This window comes from Kitasatospora sp. NPDC005751, from assembly GCF_040630835.1.
Classification (GTDB): Bacteria; Actinomycetota; Actinomycetes; order Streptomycetales; family Streptomycetaceae; genus Kitasatospora.
Map to the genome: position 1 here is coordinate 1 of NZ_JBEXYC010000037.1, position 23,409 is coordinate 23,409.

A 23,409-nucleotide genomic window follows, 5' to 3' on the forward strand; every position below is an offset into this window, starting at 1 on the left:
GTTCACCCGCCCCCCTCGGCGTCCCCCGTCCGCTGGCTGATGCCTGCCAGGTCCGGGGCGGCCCACGTGAGCCGGCCTGCTGGGCGGCTAGAAGGGGCCGTGCCAGATGCCGTCGGCGGTGTTCATCGGGTGGACGTAGATCCGGCCGTTGGTGCCGATGACAAACACGTGGGCTACTCCGGCGCCGTCGGTCACAGCCGCCGGGTAGTCCAGTACTGTCCCTCCGAGGTCCCTCCATGCCGCGTAGACGCCTTCTGTGGCCTGGACAGTGCAGCTCACCCCGGTGCCGCGGTTGCGCTCGAACAGGGTGACCATCCCTCCCGCCACAGTCGCGGCGGGTTCGCCGACGCCCCCGTGACCTTGGTAGAAGGACGGTGTGGTCCAGCTTCCACCGGGCACCTCCTGCCGGCTGATGCCCATGGCTCCGGTGCCGCTCTCGCGGTAGGCGAGGTGGATCCGGCCGGCGCCGTTCAGAACCGCCTTGGGCGGGCTGGCGGGGCGGGCACCCGGGATGTCGCCGGGCCCGGCGAAGCTGCCGTTGCGGGAGGTCTGCCACCAGGACAGCATCTTGGTCGAGGTGCTGGCGAACACCTCGATACGGCGGTCACCGTTGCGCACCGCCGACACCGGGTCCTGGATGTCGCTCCCGCCCATGTCGGCCCACGCGCTCGACCAGTCGCCGCTCGGAGAGGTCTGCCACTTGCTGCTGAGACCACCGCCGGCGTTCCTGACGAAGAGTTCGAGCCGGCCGTCGTCGTCGTTGGCCACCACAGGCGACCCCACCTGCGAGGCAAGGTCGCCGGGGTTCGGCGTGCCGTGATCCGTCCAGCGCTGACGCCACTCCTGGCTCGCGGTGTTCTGGGCCAACGAGACGATGTGGTGGTCGCTGAGCCGGTGCGCGAAGACCTCCAGCCGACCGTCGGCGTTCGTCCCCACGGCGAGCCCCGGCGCCAGCCGCCCCCCTGGATCGGCCAACTGCAGGGAATCGGCCCAACCGCCGGACGTCGTGCGCCAGCACGTGTACAGCATCCCGTTGCGGACCACGAACGCCTGAGGCCGGCCGTCCGCGTTGACCCCGGCCCACGACGTGCCGCGCGACCAGCGGTAGTACATGCGAGAGAACCAGTCCGGGCTGTAGTTGCCGGTGGAGTGGTCGTGGCTCTGGTACTCCTCGAAAACGGCACGCTTGGCCGATACGGCCGACCCCTCAAGGTTCACCGGGGAGGTCTCGATGTTGTAGTCCCGGTAGTTCACCTGGACCAGGTTGTTCGCCGTGCTGGGCTGCGCAGCGCGGTACAGCAGCGCGGCCTCCGCGGCGAACCTGGCTGCCGCCAGGTGATCCGGGTGCCACCTCTTGGCTGGGTCGGGGTACTCGTCCTGCCCCCGCAGGACGGAAGGCTCGTAGGCCATCATCAGCCCCTGCAGCAGCCTGGCCACATCGTCGCCGGTGTACGTCGTCGGCTGCACCGGGGGATGGTTGTCGACGGGAGGAGGCGTCACGGTGAAGTCCGTGGCCGCCCGGTTCTGCTCAAGCGAGATGAGGTCTCCGTCGTGCAGATTGACGAAGATCAGATGAACGTTGGGGCGTTCCCGAAGCACGTACCGCTCGACCTCACGGTCCCCGACCGAGAGCATGCCGCGCGCCCAGCGGCTCTCCTCGTCGGTGCCCGGAACGGTGTCGCTGACCCCGGCCATCCGGGAATAGGCGTTGATCGCTCCCAGCTGGCGGTTCTCGGTCCGCTCCCAGTCGGTGTCGGGCTGCCCTCCACAGTTCGCCGGGCAGGGGTCGCCGGTCTGGTTGCCGGCGGTGAGGAAGACCGTGACCGTCGGCACCCCTGCGGCGAGCGAGGCCGCCAGATCCGGGTTCATGAACAGGATGTCGTCGTCCTCATGGGCCACGACCTGCATGACCAGCGGCGCGATCGCTCCGGATGCCGCCGCCGCTGTCGGCGGACGAGCGGCCAGCAACGGCTCGGCAAGGGCCGCGGTGGCCAGTAGCGCGAGCATCCTTCGGCGTCCGAAAGTGAACACAGATCCCCCTTGTTACGTCGTTCCCATCGGAGACGATCTCTCGCGATGCAAATAGCGTGATGCTACTGAACGTCACCAAGGTGCAGGAGGCAGGTGGGGTTGGCCCCGCGGGCCCGGCTGGCGCTCTGGCCGGACCTCTCCACCGATGTCCCCGCCGTTGTGGCCGGCCTCCCGGACGAGGGCCTGGTCGAATTCGTGTGGGAGGACCGGGACGGCCGGATCACCAGCACGGTCGCCGACGAGACCCAGTTCACGGCACTGGCCGCCCAGGTCTGCGGTGCCCGTGCCTGCCGTCCTGCCGATGGACGTCGATGGGCGCAGTCCCTTGTTCACGGCCGTGCTGCCCGACGGGGACGGCCTCCTGCGCGCCCGGTGGCGCGCGGAGGCGACCCCGGGCGACCGGGACTGGGCCTTCCTGGAGACCACGGCAATGAGGCCGACACGAAGGGCCAGGGCAGGCTCGTGCCCTGGCCCTTCGTGTCGGCCAGGCCGTGAACGGACAGCATCAGCCGAAACCGGTGGTCGCGTGGCGGGCCCTGACCAGGGTGACAGCGGAAGACCGGGATGACCCTGGCACCTCGCGGCCTATATCCCCCGTCTCTCGCTCGCCTCACCTGTTCTGCCTGGGGTAATGACCTGGTGGTGGGTTGTCCGGCCGGAGCCGGCAGGGGCCCCGGCCGCCCTGCGGCCGAACCGCACGCCGAGCTCGAAGGTCCTGCCGGAACCCGGCCTGCTGTCACCCCGGCGGAGCAATCCGCCGGCACTCCCACAACTTGCTGACAGCCAGCCGGGCCTGTTCTGAACCACCAGGTCAGAAAGTGCGGCCCGTGCGCGCGGGCCCGACTCCCACTTTCCGCCTCCGCCTGGTGCGGGAATCCGGCCCGTGTGCGCAGGGAGCGACCGGGTGTTCTAACCGGCTGGCTGCAAGGTCCAGTGGTGCGGCTCGATGGGGGCCGGCCTCACCACGAGCCGGCCGGTCACGCCGGGATCGTCGACCAGCTTCCCCCACGAGGCGGACCGGTCGCCGGGGGTGTGCTCGATGTCGGCCCACACCGTGCTGCCGGGGCCGGCGGAGCCGTAGAAGACGGTCCATTCGGCGTACCGGTCGCAGTTGTCGCTGATCCCCACCTTATGGTCGTCCGTCAGCCTCAGGCAGCCGCGCGGGGCCGAGTTCGGCACGGAGACGTTCATCGTTCCGTTGGGCCGTTGCTGTACCTGCCAGTTCGCCGAGGTGTACGTGCTGTCCGTGCAGTCGCCCAGTGACACTGTGCCGACAGGTCCGTGCAGCTTGGGCCAGACCAGGCACTTGCCGTCCGTGAGGGCCGCGAACCGGTAGACCCCGTCGATGAGGGGGGCGGCGTGGGCGGGCTGCGTGAGCGCCGAAGTGGCCGCGATGGCGGCGGCCATGAGGGCGATGACTCGTGAACGCATGGGACGGACTCCTCGAACAGCCGTGGTCGTACCGATCGCACGGCACTGACACGGTTTCACACGATCCGCCGGAGACGGCGACGGCACCGATCATGGAACACCGGCCCGCCCGGGTAGCAGTCGGCGGTCGTCTCTGTCACTCGCCTGGCTGAGTCACGTCACCCGACGGTGTGGTGGCTCGGGCTGCGGGTGTCGTACGTCAGCGGCCCAAGGGCGGGTAGGCATGGAAGTGATGTTCGGGGGCGATCGGCCCTCGGAGGTCGTGCGGACGGTCGAGGGGAAAGATTCCGAGTCATATTCGTTCACTATGTGACCAATATGAAAAGTAGGTCCGTTCCATACTTACCGCACCTTTACCCTGGTCGACGGACCGGACTGACGACCCGCCAGTCCGACTGCCGATCAGAGGTGGAGAACCAGTGCTGAGAAGCCCGCGTCCGCCCATGCCGATCACCGCCCGAAGCCGTCGCACCGGCCGCCGTCCGCTCGGCGCCGCCACGGCCGTCGCCGTCACCTCCGCGCTCCTGCTGCTGGGCCTGGGGGGCGTCGCCCCCGGGGCCGGCGCCAGCCCGGCCGACACCGCCGGCGGGGCGTCCGCGCTGGTGAAGACCGTGCAGAACGCCACCCACCCGGGCGCCGCCACCGCCGAGCACGGCGACACCCTGAACTGGGCCGTCACCTACCGCGGCGGCACCTCCGGCGGCGCCGCCGCACCCGCCGTCGTCACCGACCCGATCGCGGGCGCGGGCAACTCCCAAACGTACGTGCCCGGTTCGCTGAAGGTCCCGCCCGGGTGGACGCCGTCCTGGTCGACCGACGGAAGCACGTTCGGCGCCACCGACACCGGCACCGCGACCACCGCCGTCCGGGCCGGTAACCCGGTGCTGCGCGGCGTCGGCACCGGCGTCTCCCCGCTGCTGCTCGCCCCCGTCCAGCCCACCGCGCAGTCCACCGGCGGCGACGGGTTCACCCCGATCCTGCACCGGACGGCGTCCGGCGAGATCCAGTCCTGGAACATCTACCACCACGCCGCGCCTAGCGCCCCGCAGGTGGTCTGCCTCAGCCTGACGGCCGGTCAGCCCTGCACCGGCGGCCCCTGGCCGCGGCCGCTGAACACCACCGTCGGCCCGCTCGGCAGCGGCGTCACCGGTGACATCGGCAGCCCGCTCACCCCGCAGTACGTGTTCGACCCCGCGCACCCGAACCAGGTGCTGTACCCCGCCGTCACCGCCGCCGCGGTCGGCGTCGGCTGCCTGGACCTCGACGCGCAGGCGAACTGCGGCTTCACCGCCCTCACGCCCACCGGCGGCTCGCCCAGCAGCGTCAACAACCTCGCGGGCCTGGTGCGTTCCGGCGACAACCTGTACGGCGTCGCCAGCAACGGCCGGGTGCTCTGCCTGGCGCTCGCCACCCGCACCCCGTGCGCCGGCCAACCGTACGCGCCCGTCGCCCCCGGCAACCGTGACCTGCCGAGCACGCCCACCGCGCTCTACTTCGGCGCGCTCACCGCGATCGGCGACAAGGTCTTCGTCTCCAGCTCACCGCAGGCCGGCACCTCCACCGTCCCCGGGCCGCCCGAGCTCGGCTGCTTCGACACGGCCGCCCTCACCGCCTGTGCGGGCTGGGACACCCAGCACCCCTCCGGGCCGAACGCCAACTACTACACCTACAACGCCTACACCGCGTACGACACCGCCGGGCACCCCGACGGCGTCTGCACCAGCACCGTCGGCGGCGCCAACGTCCTGACCACCTGCTACGGCCTGGACGGCTCCGTGCACGCCGCGCCGAGCAGTCTCGGCGCGCTGGCCGGCAACGTGCTGACCTTCAACCCCGAGACCGTCACCACCGTTACCGGCACCCGCAGTTACTTCCCGATCTGGGGCGGCGGGGTGGCCGGCGCGACCGTCTGCCACGACTGGGCCACCGGCGGCCCCTGCGCGGGCTTCCCGCTCCCGGCCGGGCACCCGAGTGCCCACGGCGGCGACACCCGCGACTACGGCTACAGCTACGACTCCACGACCCGTTGCCTGATCGGCCTCGGCGACGCCGGCGTGCTGTTCTCGCTCGACCCGACGACCGGCGCCAGCCCCTGTGTACACAGCGGTGCCTCGGTCACCCTCGAACCCGGCGACTTCTACTGCGACGGCGCGAGCGGCCACGTCCAGGGCTACGACAAGGTCCGGCTGACCGACATCGACCTCTCGCACATCACCCTGTCGGCGTCCCGGGTCCTGGTCACCGACCCCGACGGCACGCCCGTCGCGACCCCGGCGCTCGGCGCGGACGGCACGGTCGACCTGTCCGGCATCTCCGTCACCGCGCACCCGGCCCTCACCGTCACCGCGCAGCTGGTGCTGACCACCTCCGCGGACTTCACCAACGGCAACCACCCCTCCCTGGTCGTCGAGTACCGGGGTGATGGGCCGCAGGTCTGCTTCCGCACCACCGTCGCGGCCGCCTGCACCGCCACCGCCGTCACCAACACCGCGAACGGTAGCGACGCGAACGGCGCGCTCACCTCCAACACCGTCACCACCGCGGTCGCGCCCGGCACCGGCTGCCAGCCCCGGGTCGCCGTGGAGAAGGAGATCTGCGGCTCCGCCAACTCCCACGACTGTCTGCCCGGCGGCCCCGGGCCCTGGGCCAAGACCAGCCCCGTGGGCCTGCTGGGCCTGCTCGGCACCGCGCACTGGCGGATCACCGTCAGCAACGCCGGACCGGTCGACGCCGCGTCCGTCACCGTCAACGACGCCAGCACGCCCGCCTGCCGGCAGGCCGCCGGCACCTTCGCCCTCGCGGCCGGCACCAGCCGCGCCGTCTACTGCGACTCCCTGCTGCTGGCGCTCCCGCTGAAGAACACCGCCTCCGCGAGCTTCGTCGCCGCGAACGCGCCCGCCGGCACCGCCCCCACCACCACCGCCCCGTCCGCGGCGGTGGCCTGCTCCCTGCTCTGCATCCTGGCGGTGCCCGGCAAGGACTGACCCACCCCCGATCGGTACGCACGACGCCCCGCCCCCGAACGGGTGGATTCAACAACTCGCCGCAACCCGACGGGGGTGGGATCGTCTTCAGGCAGCTCGAAGAAGCGCTTGGCTGGGGGTGTCCCAGCCAAGCGTCTTCCCGAGCCTGGGGTTGAGCAGACGTTAGGGGCGGTATGTCAATTTCTGGATGATCTGGTGCCGCCCGTTCGCGGGTGCGGAGTCGTTCGGGCTGACTTGCACGTCGTGTGCATGATGGGGTCGGGGGAAACGAATGCTGTACTCAACGGATTCGTCCGACAGGCACTGGGCCTTGGTCGAGCCGCTGCCCACGGCCTGGAAGCAGGAGCGGGTGTCGCGCTCGGCGACCCGGGAGCCGACCGACGCCGATCGCGCCCTGGCCGCCGCCGTCGACCCGCGCATGACGACGCCCGCGATGGCACCTCCGCCTGGTGCCTGTACCTCCACCACCTCGGCCGGGGCGAGATCCACGAGGCCCGGCTCTCTGGATCCGTGACGGGAAACGAACAGGATGCGTGCAACGCTACGTATTCATGCATGTGCGTTCCGTCGCGAGCCAGCGGGCGCGCCGCACTCGGGCGTTCTCGGCAATCCCTCCAGATCCATTCGCCCCATCAGCCGAAGACAGCCAGGAGGCGACAGTGGGCGAAGCATGTCAGGGCGTCCGCGCCAAACCCTTGGCTCTGCCAGGGTTCACCAGGGCGCGGGCACGTCCCCGGCCCCGTTCTGCCGGCCGCACTGGCAGGCCAGGAAGGCGGTCCGGCGGAGGCACAGGAGGGCCTGCGCCACCTCGGCTGCGGCGCCACCGAGAAGAAGTGATCATGTCGCGCAGCTACCCGCGATGGAGCTGCTGGCGTGCGTGGACTGCGGTGTTGTTCCGGAGCAGGAGCGTGTGGGCCGACGAGGGCGGCACCTGCTCGGGTGCGATCAACCCGCTCACGTCGGGGGTCTCCACGATGGCTCACGTCGTGCGCACGGCGGAGGCCCCACGGTATCGACTCCGGCCGTGATGTGCGCCGCCGACGGGCTCGTCCGCCGGACCATCGCGGTGGGCCACGGCGCGGACGGGGTGACTCGCCTGGCCGAGGTGCTCGGCCGGCGCCGATCGCCCGGTGGGGCGGACGGCGGCGCGCATCACGCCGTCCGCCCCGCTGTCCGCTTCCGAGCCGGCGCCGGACTCCTCGTCACCGCCGCTCGGCGGCAGGACCCCGGCCGGCGAGGCCGCCGCGAACCGCCGGCGCACCGTCCCCCGGCGTGCCGGGTGCCGGGGTGTCGGAACGGGTGAGCGCCCAGAGCGCGAACGCGAGGCAGCTGAACGTGGCACCCAGCGTGCAGACGGCACCCCAGCCGGCGACCGCGTAGAGGGAGGTCGCGGCGATCGCCCCGGTGGCGCTGCCGATCGAGTAGAAGACCATGTACCCGCCGATCAACCGGCTGCCCGCGTCCGGGCGCAGCGCGTGGATCAGGGTCTGGTTGGTGACGTGGACCGCCTGCACCGCGAGGTCGAGGAGGACGACACCGACCACCAGAGCCCAGAGTGAGCTTCGGGTGAAGGCCAACGGCAGCCAGGAGGCGGCGAGTAGCGCCAGGGCGATGCCCGTGGTCCGTCGGGCGAGTCCGCGGTCGTTCAGCCGGCCCGCCGCGGTCGCCGCGAGCGCGCCCACGGCTCCGACCAGTCCGAGCGCCCCGATCGCGGTGTGGGAGAGGGAGAACGGCGGGTCGCTGAGCGGTAGTGCGACGCTGCTCCACAGGGTGCTGAAGGCGGCGAAGATCAGCAGGCCGAGCAGGGCCCGGACCCGCAGGACGCGTTCCCGCGCGAACAGGGTGACCGTGGAGCGCAGCAGCTGTCCGTACCGCAGGGAGGTCGGCGGGAGGGTGCCGCGGCGCGGCAGCACCAGGTGCAGGACCACCGCGAGCAGGGCGGTCAGCCCCGCCGAGGCGAGGTAGACGGAGCGCCAGCCGGCGAGGTCGGCGACGAGGCCGGCGGCGGTGCGGGAGAGCAGGATCCCGATGACCACGCCGCTGGTCACGAGACCGACGACCCCTCCCCGGCGGTCGGGTGGGGCCAGGGACGCCGCGAAGGCCACCAGGGTCTGGGTGACGACGGCGAGAAGCCCCATCGCGGCCGTCGCCGCGAGCAGGAGCGTCGCGGTGGGGGCGAGCGCGACCGCTGCCAGCGCCACCACGAGGAGGAGCAGTTGGGCGACGATGAGCCGTCTGCGGTCGACGACGTCACCCAGCGGTACGAGGAGGAGAAGGCCCACCCCGTAGCCGACCTGGGTGAGCGTGACGAGGCCGCCGACCAGTGCCGGACTCATGGCGAGGTCGTGGCCGATGGTCGCGAGGAGCGGTTGGGCGAAGTAGACGTTGGCCACCGCCGTCCCGCAGGCCACGGCGAACAGGGTGATCACCCCGCGGGTCAGGGCGGGCACGGGCCCCCCGTCGTCGCGGGCCGCGGCCTGCCGCGTCCCGGCCTCACAGTCGACGAGCATTCGACATCCTCTTCCCATCTGGTTTCAACTTGCTACCGATTGGGACCGTAGTCGACGTTGGTATCATGTTGCAACCGACATGATGGGAGGACGGCATGGTGGCAAGGACACGCTTCGACGACAGCGACTGCCCCGTCGCGCGATCGGTGGACGCGATCGGCGACTGGTGGTCCCTCCTGATCGTGCGGGACGCCTTCGACGGGAGCCGTCGCTTCGGGGAGTTCCAGCGCAGCCTCGGCGTGGCGAAGAACATCCTGACCGCCCGCCTGCGGGCCCTCGTCGCCGGCGGCATCCTCGACACCGTGCCCGCCTCGGACGGCAGCGCCTACCGCGAGTACGTCCTGACCCCGAAGGGCAACGCCCTCTTCCCCGTCATCGTGGCGCTGCGGCAATGGGGCGAACAGAACTTCTTCGCCCCGGAGGAGCCGCACTCGCGGCTGGTCGACCGCCGGCACGGACAGGGCCTGCGCGCGCTCGAAGTCCGATCGGCGGACGGCCGCCGCCTGAACCCCGACGACACCACCGTCCACAAAGTGTCCTGACCGGACGGTGTGTTCTGAATCGTGAGGTTGGGGACGCGGCGGGCGGGTGGCTTGCCTGCGAGTGCGGTGTGTCCGCGGTGGTGATTGTAGGTGTGGAGCCATGCGGGGCGGGTGCCGTTGCTCTGCCCGCTGGCCGCGAGGCCGGCACGCGGGCTTCCCGACACCCAGCAACCCGCCCGACCCAGGCCGCTGGTCATCCGGCGGCGCTCCTCGTCGTCCATCCGGGTGGTGTGCGACCTGGAGGGCCTGCTGCGCGTCCTCGACGGTTACTGGAGCGCCGGCAGCCTGGCCCAGCGGAAGGTGCGACGGCGACGGCGGGGGGCGGGGGGCGGCGACGGCGACGGGGGCGGGGGCACCGCAGGGGCTGAGACCCCCGCATTGGTACGCCGGTGCCCGGCGAGCGAGTGCTCGCCGGGCACCGATCGTTCCGGGCGCCGGGGCCCGTCAGGCACCGATGCCGTAGGCGGGCCGGCCCGGTCGGGCGCCGGGCCGGGCCGTTTCACGCCCGCGCCACGCCCGTGCAACACACCGCTGGGAGCATCGACCGCATGCTCTCCCTGGTTGCCCCGCCCGCGCACGGCAGGACCCCGGCGCCCACCGAGGGCGGCGGGGCCGGGGCCGTGCTGCGCGCGGTACTGACCGGCGGCCCGCTGACCCGCAGCGCCGTCGGCCGGGCCACCGGCCTCAGCCCGGCCGCCGTCTCCCGGCACACCGCCGACCTCACCGGTCTCGGGCTCCTGCGCGTACTGCCCCCGCCGGACGGTCCGCCCAGGGCGGGGCGCCCCCAGCTGCCGTTGGACATCGACACCCGTCACCACCTCGCCTGCGGGGTGCACATCGGCGTGCCGTGGCTCACCTTCGCCCTGCTGGACCTGCGCGGACGGGTGGTCGCCCACGAGCGCCTGCCCCGGCGTGGCGACGCCGCCGCCGTCCTGGGAGCCATCCGGGCGTACCTGCCGGGCTTCCTGGCCCGCCGGGCCACCGGCCACTCGGTGCTCGGCCTCGGAGTGGTCACCGGCGGCTGGGTGGACTCCGAGAGCGGCAGCGTCGTCGCCCACGGCCCGCTCGGCTGGCACGACGTCCCCGTCCGCGACGTCCTGGCCGACGCCACCCGGCTGCCGGTGCACGTCGACAGCCACGCCCGGGCGCTGGCCCGGGCGGAGCTGCTGTTCGGCGCCGGCAGCCGGGCCACCGAACTCGTCCAGCTGTTCGTCGGCAACGTCGTCGACGCGGCCATCGCCACCGGCGGCAGCGTGCTGCTCGGGCGGCGGTCTCGCGCCGGCGACATCGGCCACCTCGCCGTACCCGGCTCCAGCGAGCCCTGCTGCTGCGGGCGCACCGGCTGCCTCCAGGCCACCGTCGCGGACCGGACCCTCGCCCGCCGGGCCCACACCCTCGGCCTGATCCCCGGCCCCGACTTCGGCCTGTTGCTGGACCTGGCCGGCACCGGGGACCCCACCGCGATCCGGCTCTTCGAGGAGCGGCTCCGGCTCGTCGCGCCCGCCGCCGGCCTGCTGCTGGACGTCCTCAACCCCGAGGTTCTGGTGGTCAGTGAGGCGGGGATGTCGGTGGCGTCCTGCCTGCGCCCGTATCTGGCGGCACAGATCCGGCTGCACTCCAACGCGGCACCCGAACAGCTGGTCACGGCGACGGCGTTCGGCGTCGAGGTGCTGGCGGTCGCGGCCTGCGCCGGGGTGCTCGACAGCGTCTACCAGCGTCCGATGGAGCTGCGGACGGCCGGGAGTTCGACCGCCCGGGCGCTGCGGTGAGCCCTCGTCAACGGCGCATTAATTCCACCGCCAGGTGAATCGTTGAACGGCCGGAGGGCGGGCCGGAGAATCGGGTCGATCCCTTCCCCCGCCCGTCTTCCGAGCTCCGGAGTGTTTCGCCATGCCCGAAAATCCCGCCGAGCGCCAACTCCACTTCAATCTCTTCCTGATGGGTGTCGGCCACCACGAGGCCGCCTGGCGCCACCCCCGCACCGATCCTTCCGCCGCGGGTGACATCGCGCACTTCCAGCGGCTCGCCCGGACCGCCGAGGCGGCCTCCTTCGACTCGGTGTTCCTCGCCGACGGCGTCGAGGCCCGCTCCGACGGGGGCTGGGGCCTGATCAGCCACTTCGAACCGTTCACCCTGCTCACCGCGCTGGCCACGGTGACCACGAGGATCGGCCTGATCGGCACCGTCTCCACCGGTTTCTCCGAGCCCTACAACCTGGCCCGGCAGTTCGCCTCGCTGGACCACATCAGCCACGGGCGGGCCGGCTGGAACATCGTCACCTCGGCCGGCGACCGCGCCGCCCAGAACTTCGGCCGCAGCGCCAACCAGGACCACGCCGTCCGGTACGAGCGGGCCGCCGAGTTCCTCGACGTGGTCACCGCGCTGTGGGACAGCTGGGAGGACGACGCGCTGCTGCTGGACCGAGCGAGCGGGGCCTTCGCCGCCCCGGACCGGGTGCACGACATCGACCACGTCGGCAAGCACTTCCAGGTGCGCGGGCCGCTGAACATCCCGCGCAGCCCACAGGGCCACCCGCTGCTCGTGCAGGCCGGATCCTCGGACGACGGCAAGGCCTTCGCCGCCCGTTGGGCGGAGGCGGTGTTCACCGCGCAGCAGACGCTGGCGGAGGGGCAGGCCTTCTACGGCGACCTCAAGCGACAGACTGCCGAGGCGGGCCGCGACCCGGCCCAGGTGAAGATCCTGCCCGGCGTCGTCCCCGTCCTCGGCTCCACCGAGGCGGAGGCACGCACGCTGGACCAGGAGCTGGACGAGCTGATCGACCCGGCCCGCGCGGTCGGCGTGCTCTCCACCGTGCTCGGCGTCGACCTCACCGACCACCCGCTTGACGAGCCGCTGCCGCCACTGCCGCCGGTCACCGAGATCAACGGTGCCAAGAGCCGCTTCGAGCTGATCCGCGACCTCGCGGTCCGCGACCGGCTGACCCTGCGCCAACTCGTCGGGCGGCTCGGCGGCGGCCGGGGCCACCAGGTCGTGGTCGGCACTCCCGAGCAACTCGCCGATCACATCGAGACCTGGTTCACCCAGGGCGCGGCCGACGGCTTCAACGTCATGCCGCCGCTCCTGCCCGGCGGCCTGGACGACTTCGTCGAGCAGGTGGTCCCCATCCTGCGGGCACGCGGCCTGTTCCGCGAGGGTTACACCGGGAGCACCCTGCGCGAGCACTACGGTCTGCCGCGGCCGGTCGGGCGGTACACCACGCCGTGACGGCCGCACGCCGGGCCGGCGCCCGGCCGCACGGGAAGGCCCGGACCGCTCGGTCCGGGCCTTCCCCGTGGCGCCGGCCGCACGGAGCACTCCGCGCGGCCGGGCTGCCGGTCAGGACGTGTAGTGCGAGGCGTCGTCACCCTCCAGTACCTGGCTGGACTCGCCCGTCACGCCCACCGGGACGTCACCGGCGACGGTGACGCGGTGCAGGCGGCGCGGCAGGTCGTCGTAGTCGTCCGGCGCGTAGTGCTGGGTGGCGCGGTTGTCGAACAGCACCACGTCCCCCAGCTCCCAGCGCCAGCGGACCACGTTCTCGGGCCGGGTCACGTACGCCTGCAGACTGCGCAGCAGGTCCTGGGACTCGGCGGTCGGCAGGCCGACGACCGACTGGGCGAAGCCGCCGATGAACAGCCCGCGCTCCCCGCTCTCCGGGTGCACCCGTACCACCGGGTGGACGGTGCGGTACTTGCGGGCGGTGAAGACCCGGCGGCGCTCCCGGTCCGCGGCGTCCAGCTCCTTGCCCTGCGCGTAGTCGTAGTCGTTGGTGTGCACGGCCCAGAGCCGCTCGGCGAACTCGCGCAGCTGCTCCGGCAGGTCCTGGTACGCGGTCTGGGTGTTGGCGATCAGGGTGTTCCCGCCGTACGGCGGGACGATCAGGCTGCGCAGGGTACTGGCCTTCGGAGGCGTACGGACGAAGGTCACGTCGGTGTGCCAGCGGTTGGCCCGGCCGCCGTCCTCGCTGTCCACCGCCAGGACGTTCGGCTGCCCGTCGAGCGCGGGGACGGTCGGGTGCGCGGTGGTGAGGGTGCCGAAGTTGGCGGCGAAGCGGGTCTGGCCGTCGTCGTCCAGCTGCTGGCCGCGGAAGAAGAGCGCCTTGTGCTCCACCAACGCGGCGTTGAGCCTGTGGACGGTCGCTGCGTCGAGTGCGGCGGCGGTGTCGACGCCGAGGATCTCGGCGCCGATCCGGCCGCCGATCTTGCGGATCTCGAAGGTGCTGGTCATCGGTTCTCCCTCAAACGGTGGGTACGGTGCGGACATTCAGGAGGTGGTGATGGGGGGCGGCCGATCCGGCCGGCCCCGGAGCCGGGCCGATCGCTCGCAGCGCGCCCGGGGTCCGGCCCCGGCCCAGCCGATCTGCGCGCGGTAGCTGCCGAGCTGCCCGGCCTCGGTCAGCCACCGGTCGTCACGGACGGGCGGGTCCTGCGGCTGCGGGTGGGTGTACCGGGCGATGAACAGCGCAGCCATCGGGCAGTCGGCCTCGCACCGGACGCAGGTCTGGCCGCCGCGCCGCCACCGATCACCAGGACGTCAGCCGCGAACTCCTGTTGCGTACTCACATCACACCTCTCAACTGCCCAGCGGGGCACGCCAGGCAGTGAACCTGCGCTCCAGCTCGACCAACAGCTGGTTGAAGACCAGCCCGATGACGGAGATCGTCACGATGCCCGCGTACATCTGCGGGATCGCGAAGTTGTACTGCGACGCGTTGATCAGATAGCCGAGCCCCGCCTTGGCCCCCACCATCTCGGCGGCCACCAGCACCAGGATCGACACCGCCCCGGCGAGCCGGACGCCGGTGAAGATCATCGGTACCGAGGCGGGCAGGATCACCTTCTCGAACAGTCGGGGTGCGGAGAGGTCCAGCGAGCGGGCGAGCCGGATCAGGGTCTGGTCCACACCGCGCACCGCGCTGATGGTGTTGAGCAGGATCGGCCAGAGGCAGGCGTACAGCACGATCGAGATCTTGGACGTCTCGCCGATGCCGAGGATCAGCACGAACACCGGGAGCAGGGCGAGCGCCGCCGTGTTGCGGAACAGCTCCAACAGCGGGCTGAGCAGGTTGGCCACCGGCCGGTACCAGCCGATCAGCAGGCCGAGCGGCACACCGATCACCACCGCCAGGCCGAATCCGCTGAGCGAACGGGTCAGGCTGGCCAGGGTGTTGTCGGCCAGCTGGCCGCTCTGCAGTAGTCCGTACCAGGCGTCCAGCACTTCGCTGAACGGCGGCAGGAAGGTCGGGTCCACCAGGTCGAAGTGTGGGGCGAGCTCCCAGAGCAGCAGCAGCGCGACGATCGCGACGGACTTCGTCGCGCCGCTCAGCAGCAGCCCCACGAGGCGCCGTAGCAGCCCGGGTCGGCGGGCCGGCGCCGACACCGGCGTGTCCGTGCCACCGGGCGCCCGGTCCTTCGGCTCGGCAGGCGAAACGGGGGCGGGGTACAGTACCGGCTTCGCGGCCGACGCCCTGCCCGTGGCCGGCTCGGCCACCGGTCGGGGTCGGGCGGAGGCCGTCCGCACGGCCACCCCCGGGCGCGGGTTCAGGTCGGTCATACGCGGCTGACCTCTCTCTCCAACTGCTGCGCACGGCTGACCTCGTCGTGCAGCAGACTCCAGATCTGGTGGCGGTAGCGGGCGAACTCCGGGCTGGAGCGCAGGTCCTGGCCGACTGCGCGCTCACCCAGTTCGATCGGAACGACTTCCTTCAGCCGGCCCGGGCGCGAGGTGAGCACCGCCACGCGGCCGCCCAGGTAGACCGCCTCCTCGATGCCGTGGGTGATGAACACGACGGTCTTGCCGGTCCGTTGCCAGATCCGCAGCAGTTCGTCCTGGAGCGACTCGCGGGTCTGCGCGTCGAGCGCCGCGAACGGCTCGTCCATCAACAGCACGGCCGGGTCGTACGCGAGACTTCGGGCGATCGCGACCCGCTGCTTCATGCCGCCGGAGAGTTCGTGCGGGTGACGGTCCGCGAAGCCGGTGAGACCGACCAGGTCGAGGTACTCCCTTGCTCTGGAGGCGCGTTGACGTCTCGGTACGCCGGCGGCCTCCAGGCCGAACTCCACGTTGCGCTGGGCCGTCCGCCACGGCAGCAGTGCGTACTGCTGGAAGACGATGCTGCGGTCGATCCCCGGCCCCGTGACCGGTCGGCCGTCGAGGAGGATCTCGCCGGAGGTCGGCGCCGCCAGACCCCCGAGGAGGTCCAGCAAGGTGGATTTGCCGCATCCGCTCGGCCCGACCACTGCCAGGAACTCGCCCTTGGCAACGTCGAGTTCGATCGAGTCGAGGGCGACGAATCCGGAGTGCCGACGGTCCCCGGCGCGCCCCCGTACCCGGAAGGTCTTGGTGACCTGACGAAAGCTGATGTGATCGGTCATCGCGGGCTCAGCTCCTGTCGGCGGTGGGCGAGGCGGCCGAATAGCCGTTGAACTGGTTGGTGTAGAGGTCGGCTGCCTTGACCTGCCCGGCTTTGATCTCACCGTGGTCCGTCAGCCAGTCGATCCAGAGCTGGAAGGTCTGATCCGTGATCCGGCCGCCGGGTTCAGCGACGCCGAAGGACTTCCAGTACTGGAGCGCCGCCGCGTCCTCGTTGCGGCCACGGCGCTTGATGATGTCTGTGCTGCGGGCGATCACCTCCTCGCGCGGCGTCGTCCTGGCCCACTCGATCGCCTTCGCGACTCCCGTCACGAATACCCTCGACGTGTTCGGGTTCTGCTTGAGGAACCTGTCGGTCAGCACGTACGTGCCGGCGCTGAAGGAGCCCAGCAGGTCGAAGTCGCTGAACAGCGGTCTGATCCCGCCCGCCGCCAGCGCCTTGTCCCGCAGGACGCCGCCCAGCGAGGCGACCTCGATCTGCCTCTGCCGCAGCGACTGCTCGGTGTTGACCGGGGGCACGACGATCCGCTCGACCCGGCGCAACTCCGGGGCGGCGAAGCCGTTGCGCTGGAGGTAGGTGTCGAGCACCGCCTCGGCGTGGGCGCCGAGCGTGTTCATTCCGACCTTCTTGCCGACCAGGTCCCGGGCGGAGCGGATCGGGCTGTCCTCCAGCACGTAGTAGCCGTTGTAGGAGGCGGCGTCGACGCCGTAGTAGCTGATCGCCGCCTTCACCGGCGCCCCGGCCGCGATCAGTTTGACGACGGCACCGTTGAACGCTCCGCCGAAGTCCGTCTGCCCGGTCGCCGCCGACTGGATGTCCTGCGGACCGCTGATCGTGTTACCCACCCATTCCAGCTTCACGTCGCCGAAGTAGCCGAGGTCCGAGGCGAGTTCGGGCAGCGTCACCTGCCCTACCGAGCCCTGGTAGCGGAGCTTCTTCGTCTCGGCACCGCCGCCTGCCGCCGTCGCCCGGCCGCAGGCGGCCGCCGCCGCCGCGACCGCGGCCAGCGTGAGGAAGCGGCGTCGGGAGGTGGGTCGGGGGGTGGGCCATGAGGTCACGGGCATGGGTGATCCTTTATTTGCGGGGTCGGCAAGGTACGCCGACGGGGACGGGCAGCAGGACTGCGCGTCACGCGGCGAGGCGGGTGAACCGCCGGTGGTGGACGGTCGGCGGTGGACGGGACCACCCGGCACACAGGGCCGAAGCGGCGGCCGCGCCGGTGGGGAGACCGCGCCGGTGGGGAGACCGCGTCGGTTCAGGCCGGCAGGTGAGAGAAGCGCGTCAGCGCGACGGGGCGCCGGTCAGTGGCAGGCAGCACAGATGGCGCTCGCGTGCCGTCGCAGATCGACGTGCAGGCGGCCCACAAGGCGCTCGGATTGGCTCACGACCGACAGCCTGGCAGCGGACCGGGAGCAGGTCAACGAATGTTCAGCCGCCGGAAGAAACCCGCCGCCGCGGGGAGTAGCGCCACGCGCCTGCAGACCGCGGCGCGGTGCCGGCCGGCTTGGGAGCGGCCGGGCCCGAGGACCGACCAGGTGATCGGCACCTCCCGCGCAGAGTGCTCCCGGGTCGAGGAGACCGGCATCGATCGCCGGACCGCGGTGATCCCCACGGACGCCGATCACCTGGCACCACCTACGCCGCCCGCGCCGCCTGCGCCGACAACCGGCCCCTGCGCCCCCGGGACCGCTGCCTGCCCGGCACCGGGCGACTCGCTCAGCGAGCCGACCAGGTGGGCAGTGGGGAAGGTGACGACGGAAGATGACGGCGTCGCCTCGGCTGGCGGGCGCGGTGTTGCCGCGCCGGCAACACGCGTCGGTGGCTGCACCGGCGCGGCGCTGGTGTCATGGCGGCTCTTCACGATCGAGGTCGGGGGCGCGGTCCGGAGCTTCCCGTTCGCGCGGCGCTACTGGCGCGGGTGCCTGGCTCGGCGTCGGCGACGCGGAGGCCGTCGATCATGAAAGCCGCGAGACGTCGTGCCGCTGCGTCGCGCGTGGAGGCGGGCGCGGCGGTCAGTCCGCGGCCGGCGAGGAGAATGACGACGAAGTCATCGAGCACGAAGTCCGGACGCAGCCGGCCCGCAGCTTGCGCGCGGCGGATGAGGGTCGAGACGGCGCGGCCCAGCTCCTCGCGGTGTGCCTCGAAGTCGACGATGTCGGGGTGTGCCGACATGAACGCGTCCGTGAAGCCCTGGTTGCGCGCGTTGAGGAGCAGGGCGCGCTCGATGACGTCGCAGAGCCCGCGCCACGGATCCGGCTCGGCGGTGCCGTCGTAGACGATCGAGCTGCACTCGGCGAGCTCCTCCTCGAACGCCTCGAGCACCAGGTCCTGCTTCGTCGGGAACCGGCGGTAGAGGGTCGCGGGCCCGACGTCCGCACGCCGGGCGATCTGTCGCATCGTCACCCCCAGCCCGGACTCCGCGAAGAGCGCCCGGGCCGCGGCGAGGACACGATCGCGGTTCTCCCTCGCGTCGACACGCAGCAGGTGAGTCATCTTTCAGGCGATCTCTCTCACAACAGCAAGTGGACGCATCCGTCCGTTACGTTCGATCGTACGGGAGCCAACCTGCCCGAACCAGTCAGGAGCGATGCATGCGAGCAGTCTCGATCCGTACTTTCGGCGGCCCGAACGGCATGGAGGTCGTCGATGTCCCCGTCCCCAGCCCGAGCGCAGGTGAGGTCGTCATCCGGACCGCGGCGATCGGGGTCGGTGGAGTCGACGCGGTGATCCGGCGCGGCACGCTGGGCGCGCTCGGCCCGGCCATGCCTCGCGACGGTCTGGTGCCGGGAAGTGAGGTGGCCGGGACGGTCGCGGCCGTGGGAGCGGGTGTCGAGGCGTCATGGCTCAACCGACGCGTCTGGGCGTTCACCGGCCTCTCCGGCGGCTACGCCGAGTACGCGGTCGCGCGGATCGCGAACGTCACGCCGCTGCCCGCCGGCCTGACGCCCGTCGATGCGGTGACACTCGGCAGCGCCGCCCCGGTGGCGCACTTCGCCCTGCAGCAGGCGCACTTCGCCGAGGGCGAGACCGTGCTGGTACGTGGCGCGGCCGGCAGCATCGGCATCGCAGCCGTCGAGATCGCGGCCCGGGCCGGTGCACGGGCAGTCGCGGTGACCACGTCGTCAGCGGAGCGGGGCGAGCGGTTGATGGAGTACGGCGCGACACACGTGCTCGACCGTGACGGGAACAGTACGCGTGGTCCCGAGCCGGCCGGCTTCGATGTGATCGTCGACATCGTCTCCGGGCCGGCGCTGCCCTCGTTCCTCGCGCGGCTCGCACCTCGTGGTCGGCTCGTGCTGGTCGGCCTCGTCGCCGGGCCGCCTCCGGCGGACTTCGGGTCGGCGCTGCTGAGCCGGTTTCGGCAGTCGCTGTCGATCGCGACCTTCAGTCTGGACACGGTGCCGCGAGCTGACCTGGCCCGGATACGCGCCGACCAGTTGGAGGCCGCGGTGCGAGGTGACCTCAGCGCCGTCGTCCATGCCGTCCTCCCACTCGAAGCTGCGGCAGACGCCCACCGGCTGATGGATGCCGGCGAGGTCTTCGGGCGGGTCGTCCTGACACCGTGACGCACCGCCGCCCGGTGACGTGGGTTCTACTGGTGCACCAGCGTGCCGCGCAGGGGTGAGCGTCGAAGTTGGCTACAGGGCACGCATTCCCGGAGCGTGCAGCGGCTGGGCGGCGCATCCGGCTGCCGCTGTCGAGGTCAGGCCTCCTCGGGGCCACCTTGGTGGCCACCCCGGCAGGCTGCACGCACGCTGACGCCCACCCCTGGCCACCCCCGCTCTCCAGGGGCTCACCTCAGGTGGGAGATGAGGATCCATACGGCAACAGCGAGGAACACGATCCCGACCACGCGCTGCATCGTGTAACCCCTGCGCGTGGGCTCCGCGCCATCGGGGTCCTTCACCCACCCTCGCTGGAGCCGCCGGTTCACCCCCACACGAGCTGGGGCCGCAGTACCAGAACAAGCCCCATGGCGAACACCAAGCACGCCACCACGATGAACATCCGTCCCCCTCGTAGGCCGCTGTGGGCGCCCTCTCATCTGACGCTCTCTCATACGACGCCTGCCCTGAGGGCCTCGCATGAAACGGGGAGTCCGAAAGGCACCGCCGACTACCGGCGATGATCGCCGTGGCGGCGGGCGCCGGCTCATCGGGTCCGTTCTGCGTGGGCAGAACGGACCCGATGAGCCGGTAGGAGCTTCCTCCGGGGCACGGTGCGGTCGTCGGGTGCGCGAGGCGCCGGGACCGACGGGTGCCCCTCGGCGGACCGGTGACCAGCGGGCACGGGCGGCCGGCGCCCGGGGAGGCGGAGGATGTTCCGCGGCGCAGCAGCCGTGGTCGTCCGGCGTCGAGCCCAAGACCGTCCTCAGAGTGCAAAGGGCCGGCACTCCAGAGCCTGATCGACAACCTCCGCAGCCGTTGGTGCCGGTCCCTTCGGCCAGAAGACCAAGTCGCTGACAGAGCCGCTTGGGCATCCGAAAGCCCTGTCCAACGCCGCCAAGGCCCGGGCAAGTTCGGCGTCGGTGGCGTAGTCCGCGGCCATGGCCTTCTGCACCATCGCCACGGCGGTCTCGCGAGCCATCACCACTGCGCTCACCCCTTCAGGCGAAGGGGAGCCTATCGACCCGCAACGTCGGCCGGACAGCTGTCAGATGCTGGTGAGGCTGACGTTCCCGAAGCTGGGGTGCGGCCCGGCCGTGGGCGCTCTCGGGGCGGCCTCGGCACCCTCGGGCGCGCCCGGCGCCGGCTGCGGGACGGACGGCACGATCGAGACCGTGAGCGGACCGTCCGGCAGCAGCCCCTCACCCTGCTGGACCGGGCCCAGCGGGTGGAGATGGCCGCGATGGAGGACCCGACGTTCAACCGCCTGCTGGAGTCAGCCAGGTTCGGGATCAACTCGGTCCACCGGCTGACCAGCGAGTCGGTCTCGGTGCTCAGCGCTCTCCTCTCCATGGCCGCCACCGGCGGCGTACTGCTCACCCTGTCCCCACTGCTGCTGCCGCTGCTCGTGCTGATCGCGGCCCCCCGCGGGTGGGGCGCGGCCATCACCGCCAGACGCCGGCGAACCTCGGTGATGGCCTGGCTCCAGCACCTGCGGGCCTCCCAGCTCATCGCGCAGCTGCTCACCCAGACCTACACGGCCGCCGAGATCAGAGTGCATGCCGCCGGCACCTTCCTGCTGCACCACTTCGAACAGATGGCCCTCGCCTCGGACGCGGAGCAGGCCCGCCTGGCCGCGGCCGCCGCCCGCACCAAGATCGCCGCCTCGGCTGCCTCCGGTCTCGCCCTCGCCGCCACCTTCGGCCTGCTCGGCCTGCTGGTCTCCACCGGGCACCTGGCGCTCGCCGCCGCCGGCACCGCCGGCACCGCCGTCGTCGCGGTGCGCACCGGCGCCGCGAACGTCGCCGGCCTGCTCAGCAGCGTCAACGCGCTCTTCGAGGAAGCGCTTTACGTCGGGGACCTGCAGACGCTCACCACCGAGGCCGACGCCCGGGCCATCCCCACCGGCGGCACCGACCTGCCCGAGCGCCCCGACGCCCTCCACGTGGAGAACGTCACGTTCACCTACGCCGGCCGCAGCGCGCCGTCGCTCGACAAGATCACCCTCACCGTGCCGACGGGCCGGATCGTGGCCCTGGCCGGGGAGAACGGCGCCGGCAAGTCCACCCTGGCCCGACTCCTCTGCGGGCTGTACCAGCCCGACAGCGGCACCATCCGCTGGGACGACGTCGACACCGCGACCGCGGACCGCGCGCAGCTCTTCGCCTCCACCGTGCTGCTCCCGCAGGATTTCTTCCACTGGCCTCTCACCCTGCGGGCGGTCGTCACCACCGGCCGGCCCAGCCACCACGACGACGCCCGCGCCCTCGCCGAAGCGGCCGAGTTCGCCGGAATGGAGGCCCTGCTGCAGATGCAGGACCGGGGCTGGGACACCCTGGCGGCGAAGGGCTTCGAAGGCGGGGTCGACTTCTCCGGCGGCCAGTGGCAGCGGATCGGCACGGCCCGCACCTACCTGCGGGCGACCACGGCCGGCGCCGACGGCCGGCGTCCGTTCCTGGTCATCGCCGACGAGCCGACCAGCGCGCTCGATCCGGCCGCCGAGGTGCGGGCCTTCGACAACCTGCGGCGCCTGGCCGGCCAGGGAGCGACCGTGCTGCTGATCACCCACCGCCTGGCCGCCAGCGCCTCCGCCGACCTCATCTACGTCCTCAAGGACGGCCGCCTCGTGGAACAGGGCACCCACGAGGAACTCATGACCGCCGACGCCGACCAGGCGGGCGCGGGCAGCTACCGCACCGCCTACCTCCTCCAGGCGCAGCAGTACGCCACCGAGCTCCCCGGCCCGCGCCCCCCAATCGAACCGGCCGAGCGGACCGGCCGGTGACCACCCGGTAGCGGTGCCGGACCGCGGCCCGGGGCGGCTGTCAGTCCCCTCTGCCAGAGTCACTCAATGGACTTGACCGGATACCGATCGTGATGAACGGGAGGGTGTCGCATGACCCGGGCCGTTACCAGACGCCCGCGCCCACCACTGGAGACTCCGCCCGGCGGCTGGCGCGAGAGCGACGAGAGCGCCAAGGAGAGCGCGGCGCGAGGGGTCCGCGAGGAGGCCGGCATCGAGATGAGCATCACCAGGCTGCGGACCCTCCCCGACCCCCACCCTGGCCTCGGCCTCCCGCTCACCCGCATCGTGCACGCCGTCTGGAACGGCTCCAAGAACGACCTTCAACTCGGCGATCAGGGCCAGGCCCAGCGCACGGTCCCCCTGACCGAAGTCCTCGACCTCCACGGCCCGCCCTACCTGCAGCACCACCTCCCGCTGCTCACCAGCAGCCCGTCCGAAGGAGCCCGCCCGTGAGCGCACCGACCGTCACCCGCCAGCCGGCCGTGCCGAAGCCGTGGCAGCATCACGACCGCGAGACCCTGCTGGACACCAGCTCCTACCTGATCCAGCGCGACACGGTGACCCAGCCGGACGGTAGCGACGACTTCTTCGAGTTCCATCAGGCCAGCGTCGACGGGGCATTGACGGTCGCCGTGGACGACCAGGGCCGGATCGCCATGGTCCGCTACCGCTCCTACGTCCACGGCGAGGTCCTCACCCCGCCCGGCGGAAAGCTGGACCCGGGGGAGGACCCGTTGGAGGGCGCCCGCCGCGAGTTGAAGGAGGAGTCCGGCATCACCGCCGTCACGTGGAGCCCGCTCGGCCGGATCGCACTGATGGCCAAAAGCACCGCTCATCTGCACATGTTCCTCGCCCGGGACCTGACGGTCGGTGAGCAGGAGCTGACCGGAACCGAGACGGGCATGACCCTGGAGTGGTGGCCGCTCAAGGAGGCGGTGGCCGCCGCGATGGACGGCCGGCTCCTGCTGTCCGGAGCGGTGGTGTCGGTCCTGATGGCCGCCCAGGCCGTCGGTGCGACGGGGCGCGCGTGAGCGCCCAACCGCTGGCAACTCAGGCGCCGGCCTCCCGCGGCGCGAGTACGCCCGCCAGGAGCGGCGCCGGGGCCCTCGGAACGCCTACACCCGGCT

The 23,409-nt window shown here is 71.9% G+C and carries 19 protein-coding genes and 2 pseudogenes; 9 read left to right on the plus strand and 12 right to left on the minus strand.

From position 1 onward, the window contains the following. Positions 1–87 precede the first annotated feature (87 nt). Together ABZ497_RS25980 and ABZ497_RS25985 are read right to left on the minus strand one after the other, a co-directional pair. Complete coding sequence (locus ABZ497_RS25980) at positions 88–2,031, minus strand: PIG-L family deacetylase (protein ID WP_359808644.1); 1,944 nt, start codon at positions 2,029–2,031, stop codon at positions 88–90. A gap of 909 nt (positions 2,032–2,940) precedes the next feature. Continuing rightward, entirely contained in the window at positions 2,941–3,462 is a 522-nt protein-coding gene (locus tag ABZ497_RS25985) for a hypothetical protein (RefSeq protein WP_359808646.1), read from the minus strand. A 443-nt stretch (positions 3,463–3,905) separates the two neighbouring features. On the opposite strand from ABZ497_RS25985, the gene ABZ497_RS25990 reads away from it, so the two are divergent. Continuing rightward, on the plus strand, positions 3,906–6,446 hold the full coding sequence (locus ABZ497_RS25990) for a hypothetical protein (RefSeq protein WP_359808647.1): 2,541 nt from the start codon (positions 3,906–3,908) through the stop codon (positions 6,444–6,446). 162 nt (positions 6,447–6,608) lie between these two features. Here ABZ497_RS25990 and ABZ497_RS25995 read toward each other — a convergent pair whose 3' ends face one another. Beyond that, positions 6,609–6,935, minus strand: a complete 327-nt coding sequence (locus ABZ497_RS25995; RefSeq protein WP_359808649.1) for a hypothetical protein — start codon at positions 6,933–6,935, stop codon at positions 6,609–6,611. Positions 6,936–7,363: 428 nt separating this feature from the next. On the opposite strand from ABZ497_RS25995, the pseudogene ABZ497_RS26000 reads away from it, so the two are divergent. After that, positions 7,364–7,566 (plus strand): annotated as a pseudogene (locus tag ABZ497_RS26000) (NAD(P)-dependent oxidoreductase); the annotation flags it as partial. 82 nt (positions 7,567–7,648) lie between these two features. Here the strand turns inward: ABZ497_RS26000 and ABZ497_RS26005 are convergent. Further along, positions 7,649–8,956: an MFS transporter gene (locus ABZ497_RS26005; RefSeq protein WP_359808651.1), complete on the minus strand. Its 1,308-nt coding sequence runs from the start codon at positions 8,954–8,956 to the stop codon at positions 7,649–7,651. 95 nt (positions 8,957–9,051) lie between these two features. On the opposite strand from ABZ497_RS26005, the gene ABZ497_RS26010 reads away from it, so the two are divergent. Further along, positions 9,052–9,498, plus strand: a complete 447-nt coding sequence (locus tag ABZ497_RS26010; RefSeq protein WP_359808653.1) for a helix-turn-helix domain-containing protein — start codon at positions 9,052–9,054, stop codon at positions 9,496–9,498. Between the two features lie 8 nt (positions 9,499–9,506). Here the strand turns inward: ABZ497_RS26010 and ABZ497_RS26015 are convergent. Then, positions 9,507–9,605: pseudogene (locus ABZ497_RS26015) on the minus strand (IS481 family transposase); the annotation flags it as partial. 441 nt (positions 9,606–10,046) lie between these two features. On the opposite strand from ABZ497_RS26015, the gene ABZ497_RS26020 reads away from it, so the two are divergent. Both ABZ497_RS26020 and ABZ497_RS26025 read left to right on the plus strand, forming a co-directional pair. Beyond that, on the plus strand, positions 10,047–11,267 hold the full coding sequence (locus tag ABZ497_RS26020) for an ROK family transcriptional regulator (RefSeq protein WP_359808655.1): 1,221 nt from the start codon (positions 10,047–10,049) through the stop codon (positions 11,265–11,267). A 121-nt stretch (positions 11,268–11,388) separates the two neighbouring features. Further along, entirely contained in the window at positions 11,389–12,723 is a 1,335-nt protein-coding gene (locus ABZ497_RS26025; RefSeq protein ID WP_359808656.1) for an LLM class flavin-dependent oxidoreductase, read from the plus strand. Between the two features lie 111 nt (positions 12,724–12,834). On the opposite strand, the gene ABZ497_RS26030 is transcribed toward ABZ497_RS26025, so the two are convergent. The 6 genes from ABZ497_RS26030 to ABZ497_RS26055 all read right to left on the minus strand — a co-directional run bounded on the left by ABZ497_RS26030 (position 12,835) and on the right by ABZ497_RS26055 (position 18,364). Further along, positions 12,835–13,725, minus strand: a complete 891-nt coding sequence (locus ABZ497_RS26030) for a TauD/TfdA family dioxygenase (RefSeq protein WP_359808657.1) — start codon at positions 13,723–13,725, stop codon at positions 12,835–12,837. A gap of 36 nt (positions 13,726–13,761) precedes the next feature. Further along, positions 13,762–13,968, minus strand: a complete 207-nt coding sequence (locus ABZ497_RS26035) for a hypothetical protein (RefSeq protein ID WP_359808659.1) — start codon at positions 13,966–13,968, stop codon at positions 13,762–13,764. A 102-nt stretch (positions 13,969–14,070) separates the two neighbouring features. Then, on the minus strand, positions 14,071–14,835 hold the full coding sequence (locus ABZ497_RS26040; protein ID WP_359808661.1) for an ABC transporter permease: 765 nt from the start codon (positions 14,833–14,835) through the stop codon (positions 14,071–14,073). Between the two features lie 212 nt (positions 14,836–15,047). Further along, positions 15,048–15,872, minus strand: coding sequence for an ABC transporter ATP-binding protein (locus ABZ497_RS26045; protein WP_359808663.1), 825 nt, complete (start codon positions 15,870–15,872; stop codon positions 15,048–15,050). A gap of 7 nt (positions 15,873–15,879) precedes the next feature. Then, positions 15,880–16,935 (minus strand): ABC transporter substrate-binding protein, encoded by a 1,056-nt coding sequence (locus ABZ497_RS26050; RefSeq protein WP_359808664.1) that lies wholly within the window; start codon positions 16,933–16,935, stop codon positions 15,880–15,882. 793 nt (positions 16,936–17,728) lie between these two features. Next, positions 17,729–18,364, minus strand: a complete 636-nt coding sequence (locus ABZ497_RS26055) for a helix-turn-helix domain-containing protein (protein WP_359808665.1) — start codon at positions 18,362–18,364, stop codon at positions 17,729–17,731. Between the two features lie 98 nt (positions 18,365–18,462). Between ABZ497_RS26055 and ABZ497_RS26060 the strand changes: the two genes are divergently transcribed. Continuing rightward, positions 18,463–19,437, plus strand: a complete 975-nt coding sequence (locus ABZ497_RS26060; protein WP_359808666.1) for a zinc-binding dehydrogenase — start codon at positions 18,463–18,465, stop codon at positions 19,435–19,437. A gap of 227 nt (positions 19,438–19,664) precedes the next feature. On the opposite strand, the gene ABZ497_RS26065 is transcribed toward ABZ497_RS26060, so the two are convergent. Continuing rightward, complete coding sequence (locus ABZ497_RS26065; protein WP_359808667.1) at positions 19,665–20,351, minus strand: DUF6199 family natural product biosynthesis protein; 687 nt, start codon at positions 20,349–20,351, stop codon at positions 19,665–19,667. Positions 20,352–20,560: 209 nt separating this feature from the next. On the opposite strand from ABZ497_RS26065, the gene ABZ497_RS26070 reads away from it, so the two are divergent. The 3 genes from ABZ497_RS26070 to ABZ497_RS26080 all read left to right on the plus strand — a co-directional run bounded on the left by ABZ497_RS26070 (position 20,561) and on the right by ABZ497_RS26080 (position 23,313). Continuing rightward, entirely contained in the window at positions 20,561–22,261 is a 1,701-nt protein-coding gene (locus tag ABZ497_RS26070; protein WP_359808668.1) for an ATP-binding cassette domain-containing protein, read from the plus strand. A gap of 111 nt (positions 22,262–22,372) precedes the next feature. Next, positions 22,373–22,735 carry an NUDIX domain-containing protein gene (locus ABZ497_RS26075; protein ID WP_359808669.1) on the plus strand — a complete coding sequence of 121 codons (363 nt, stop codon included), beginning with the start codon at positions 22,373–22,375 and terminating at the stop codon, positions 22,733–22,735. Then, complete coding sequence (locus ABZ497_RS26080) at positions 22,732–23,313, plus strand: NUDIX hydrolase (protein ID WP_359808670.1); 582 nt, start codon at positions 22,732–22,734, stop codon at positions 23,311–23,313. The genes ABZ497_RS26075 and ABZ497_RS26080 overlap by 4 nt, the downstream gene beginning before the upstream one ends. The last annotated feature ends 96 nt before the right edge of the window (positions 23,314–23,409 follow it).

Bases quoted from the DNA above. Each gene is read 5' to 3' on its own strand.
- ABZ497_RS25985 (WP_359808646.1), bottom strand. From the start codon at position 3,462: ATGCGTTCACGAGTCATCGCCCTCATGGCCGCCGCCATCGCGGCCACT.
- ABZ497_RS25990 (WP_359808647.1), top strand. From the start codon at position 3,906: ATGCCGATCACCGCCCGAAGCCGTCGCACCGGCCGCCGTCCGCTCGGC.
- ABZ497_RS26005 (WP_359808651.1), bottom strand. From the start codon at position 8,956: ATGCTCGTCGACTGTGAGGCCGGGACGCGGCAGGCCGCGGCCCGCGAC.
- ABZ497_RS26010 (WP_359808653.1), top strand. From the start codon at position 9,052: ATGGTGGCAAGGACACGCTTCGACGACAGCGACTGCCCCGTCGCGCGA.
- ABZ497_RS26020 (WP_359808655.1), top strand. From the start codon at position 10,047: ATGCTCTCCCTGGTTGCCCCGCCCGCGCACGGCAGGACCCCGGCGCCC.
- ABZ497_RS26025 (WP_359808656.1), top strand. From the start codon at position 11,389: ATGCCCGAAAATCCCGCCGAGCGCCAACTCCACTTCAATCTCTTCCTG.
- ABZ497_RS26030 (WP_359808657.1), bottom strand. From the start codon at position 13,725: ATGACCAGCACCTTCGAGATCCGCAAGATCGGCGGCCGGATCGGCGCC.
- ABZ497_RS26035 (WP_359808659.1), bottom strand. From the start codon at position 13,968: ATGGCTGCGCTGTTCATCGCCCGGTACACCCACCCGCAGCCGCAGGAC.
- ABZ497_RS26045 (WP_359808663.1), bottom strand. From the start codon at position 15,872: ATGACCGATCACATCAGCTTTCGTCAGGTCACCAAGACCTTCCGGGTA.
- ABZ497_RS26050 (WP_359808664.1), bottom strand. From the start codon at position 16,935: ATGCCCGTGACCTCATGGCCCACCCCCCGACCCACCTCCCGACGCCGC.
- ABZ497_RS26055 (WP_359808665.1), bottom strand. From the start codon at position 18,364: ATGACTCACCTGCTGCGTGTCGACGCGAGGGAGAACCGCGATCGTGTC.
- ABZ497_RS26060 (WP_359808666.1), top strand. From the start codon at position 18,463: ATGCGAGCAGTCTCGATCCGTACTTTCGGCGGCCCGAACGGCATGGAG.
- ABZ497_RS26065 (WP_359808667.1), bottom strand. From the start codon at position 20,351: ATGCCCAAGCGGCTCTGTCAGCGACTTGGTCTTCTGGCCGAAGGGACC.
- ABZ497_RS26075 (WP_359808669.1), top strand. From the start codon at position 22,373: ATGACCCGGGCCGTTACCAGACGCCCGCGCCCACCACTGGAGACTCCG.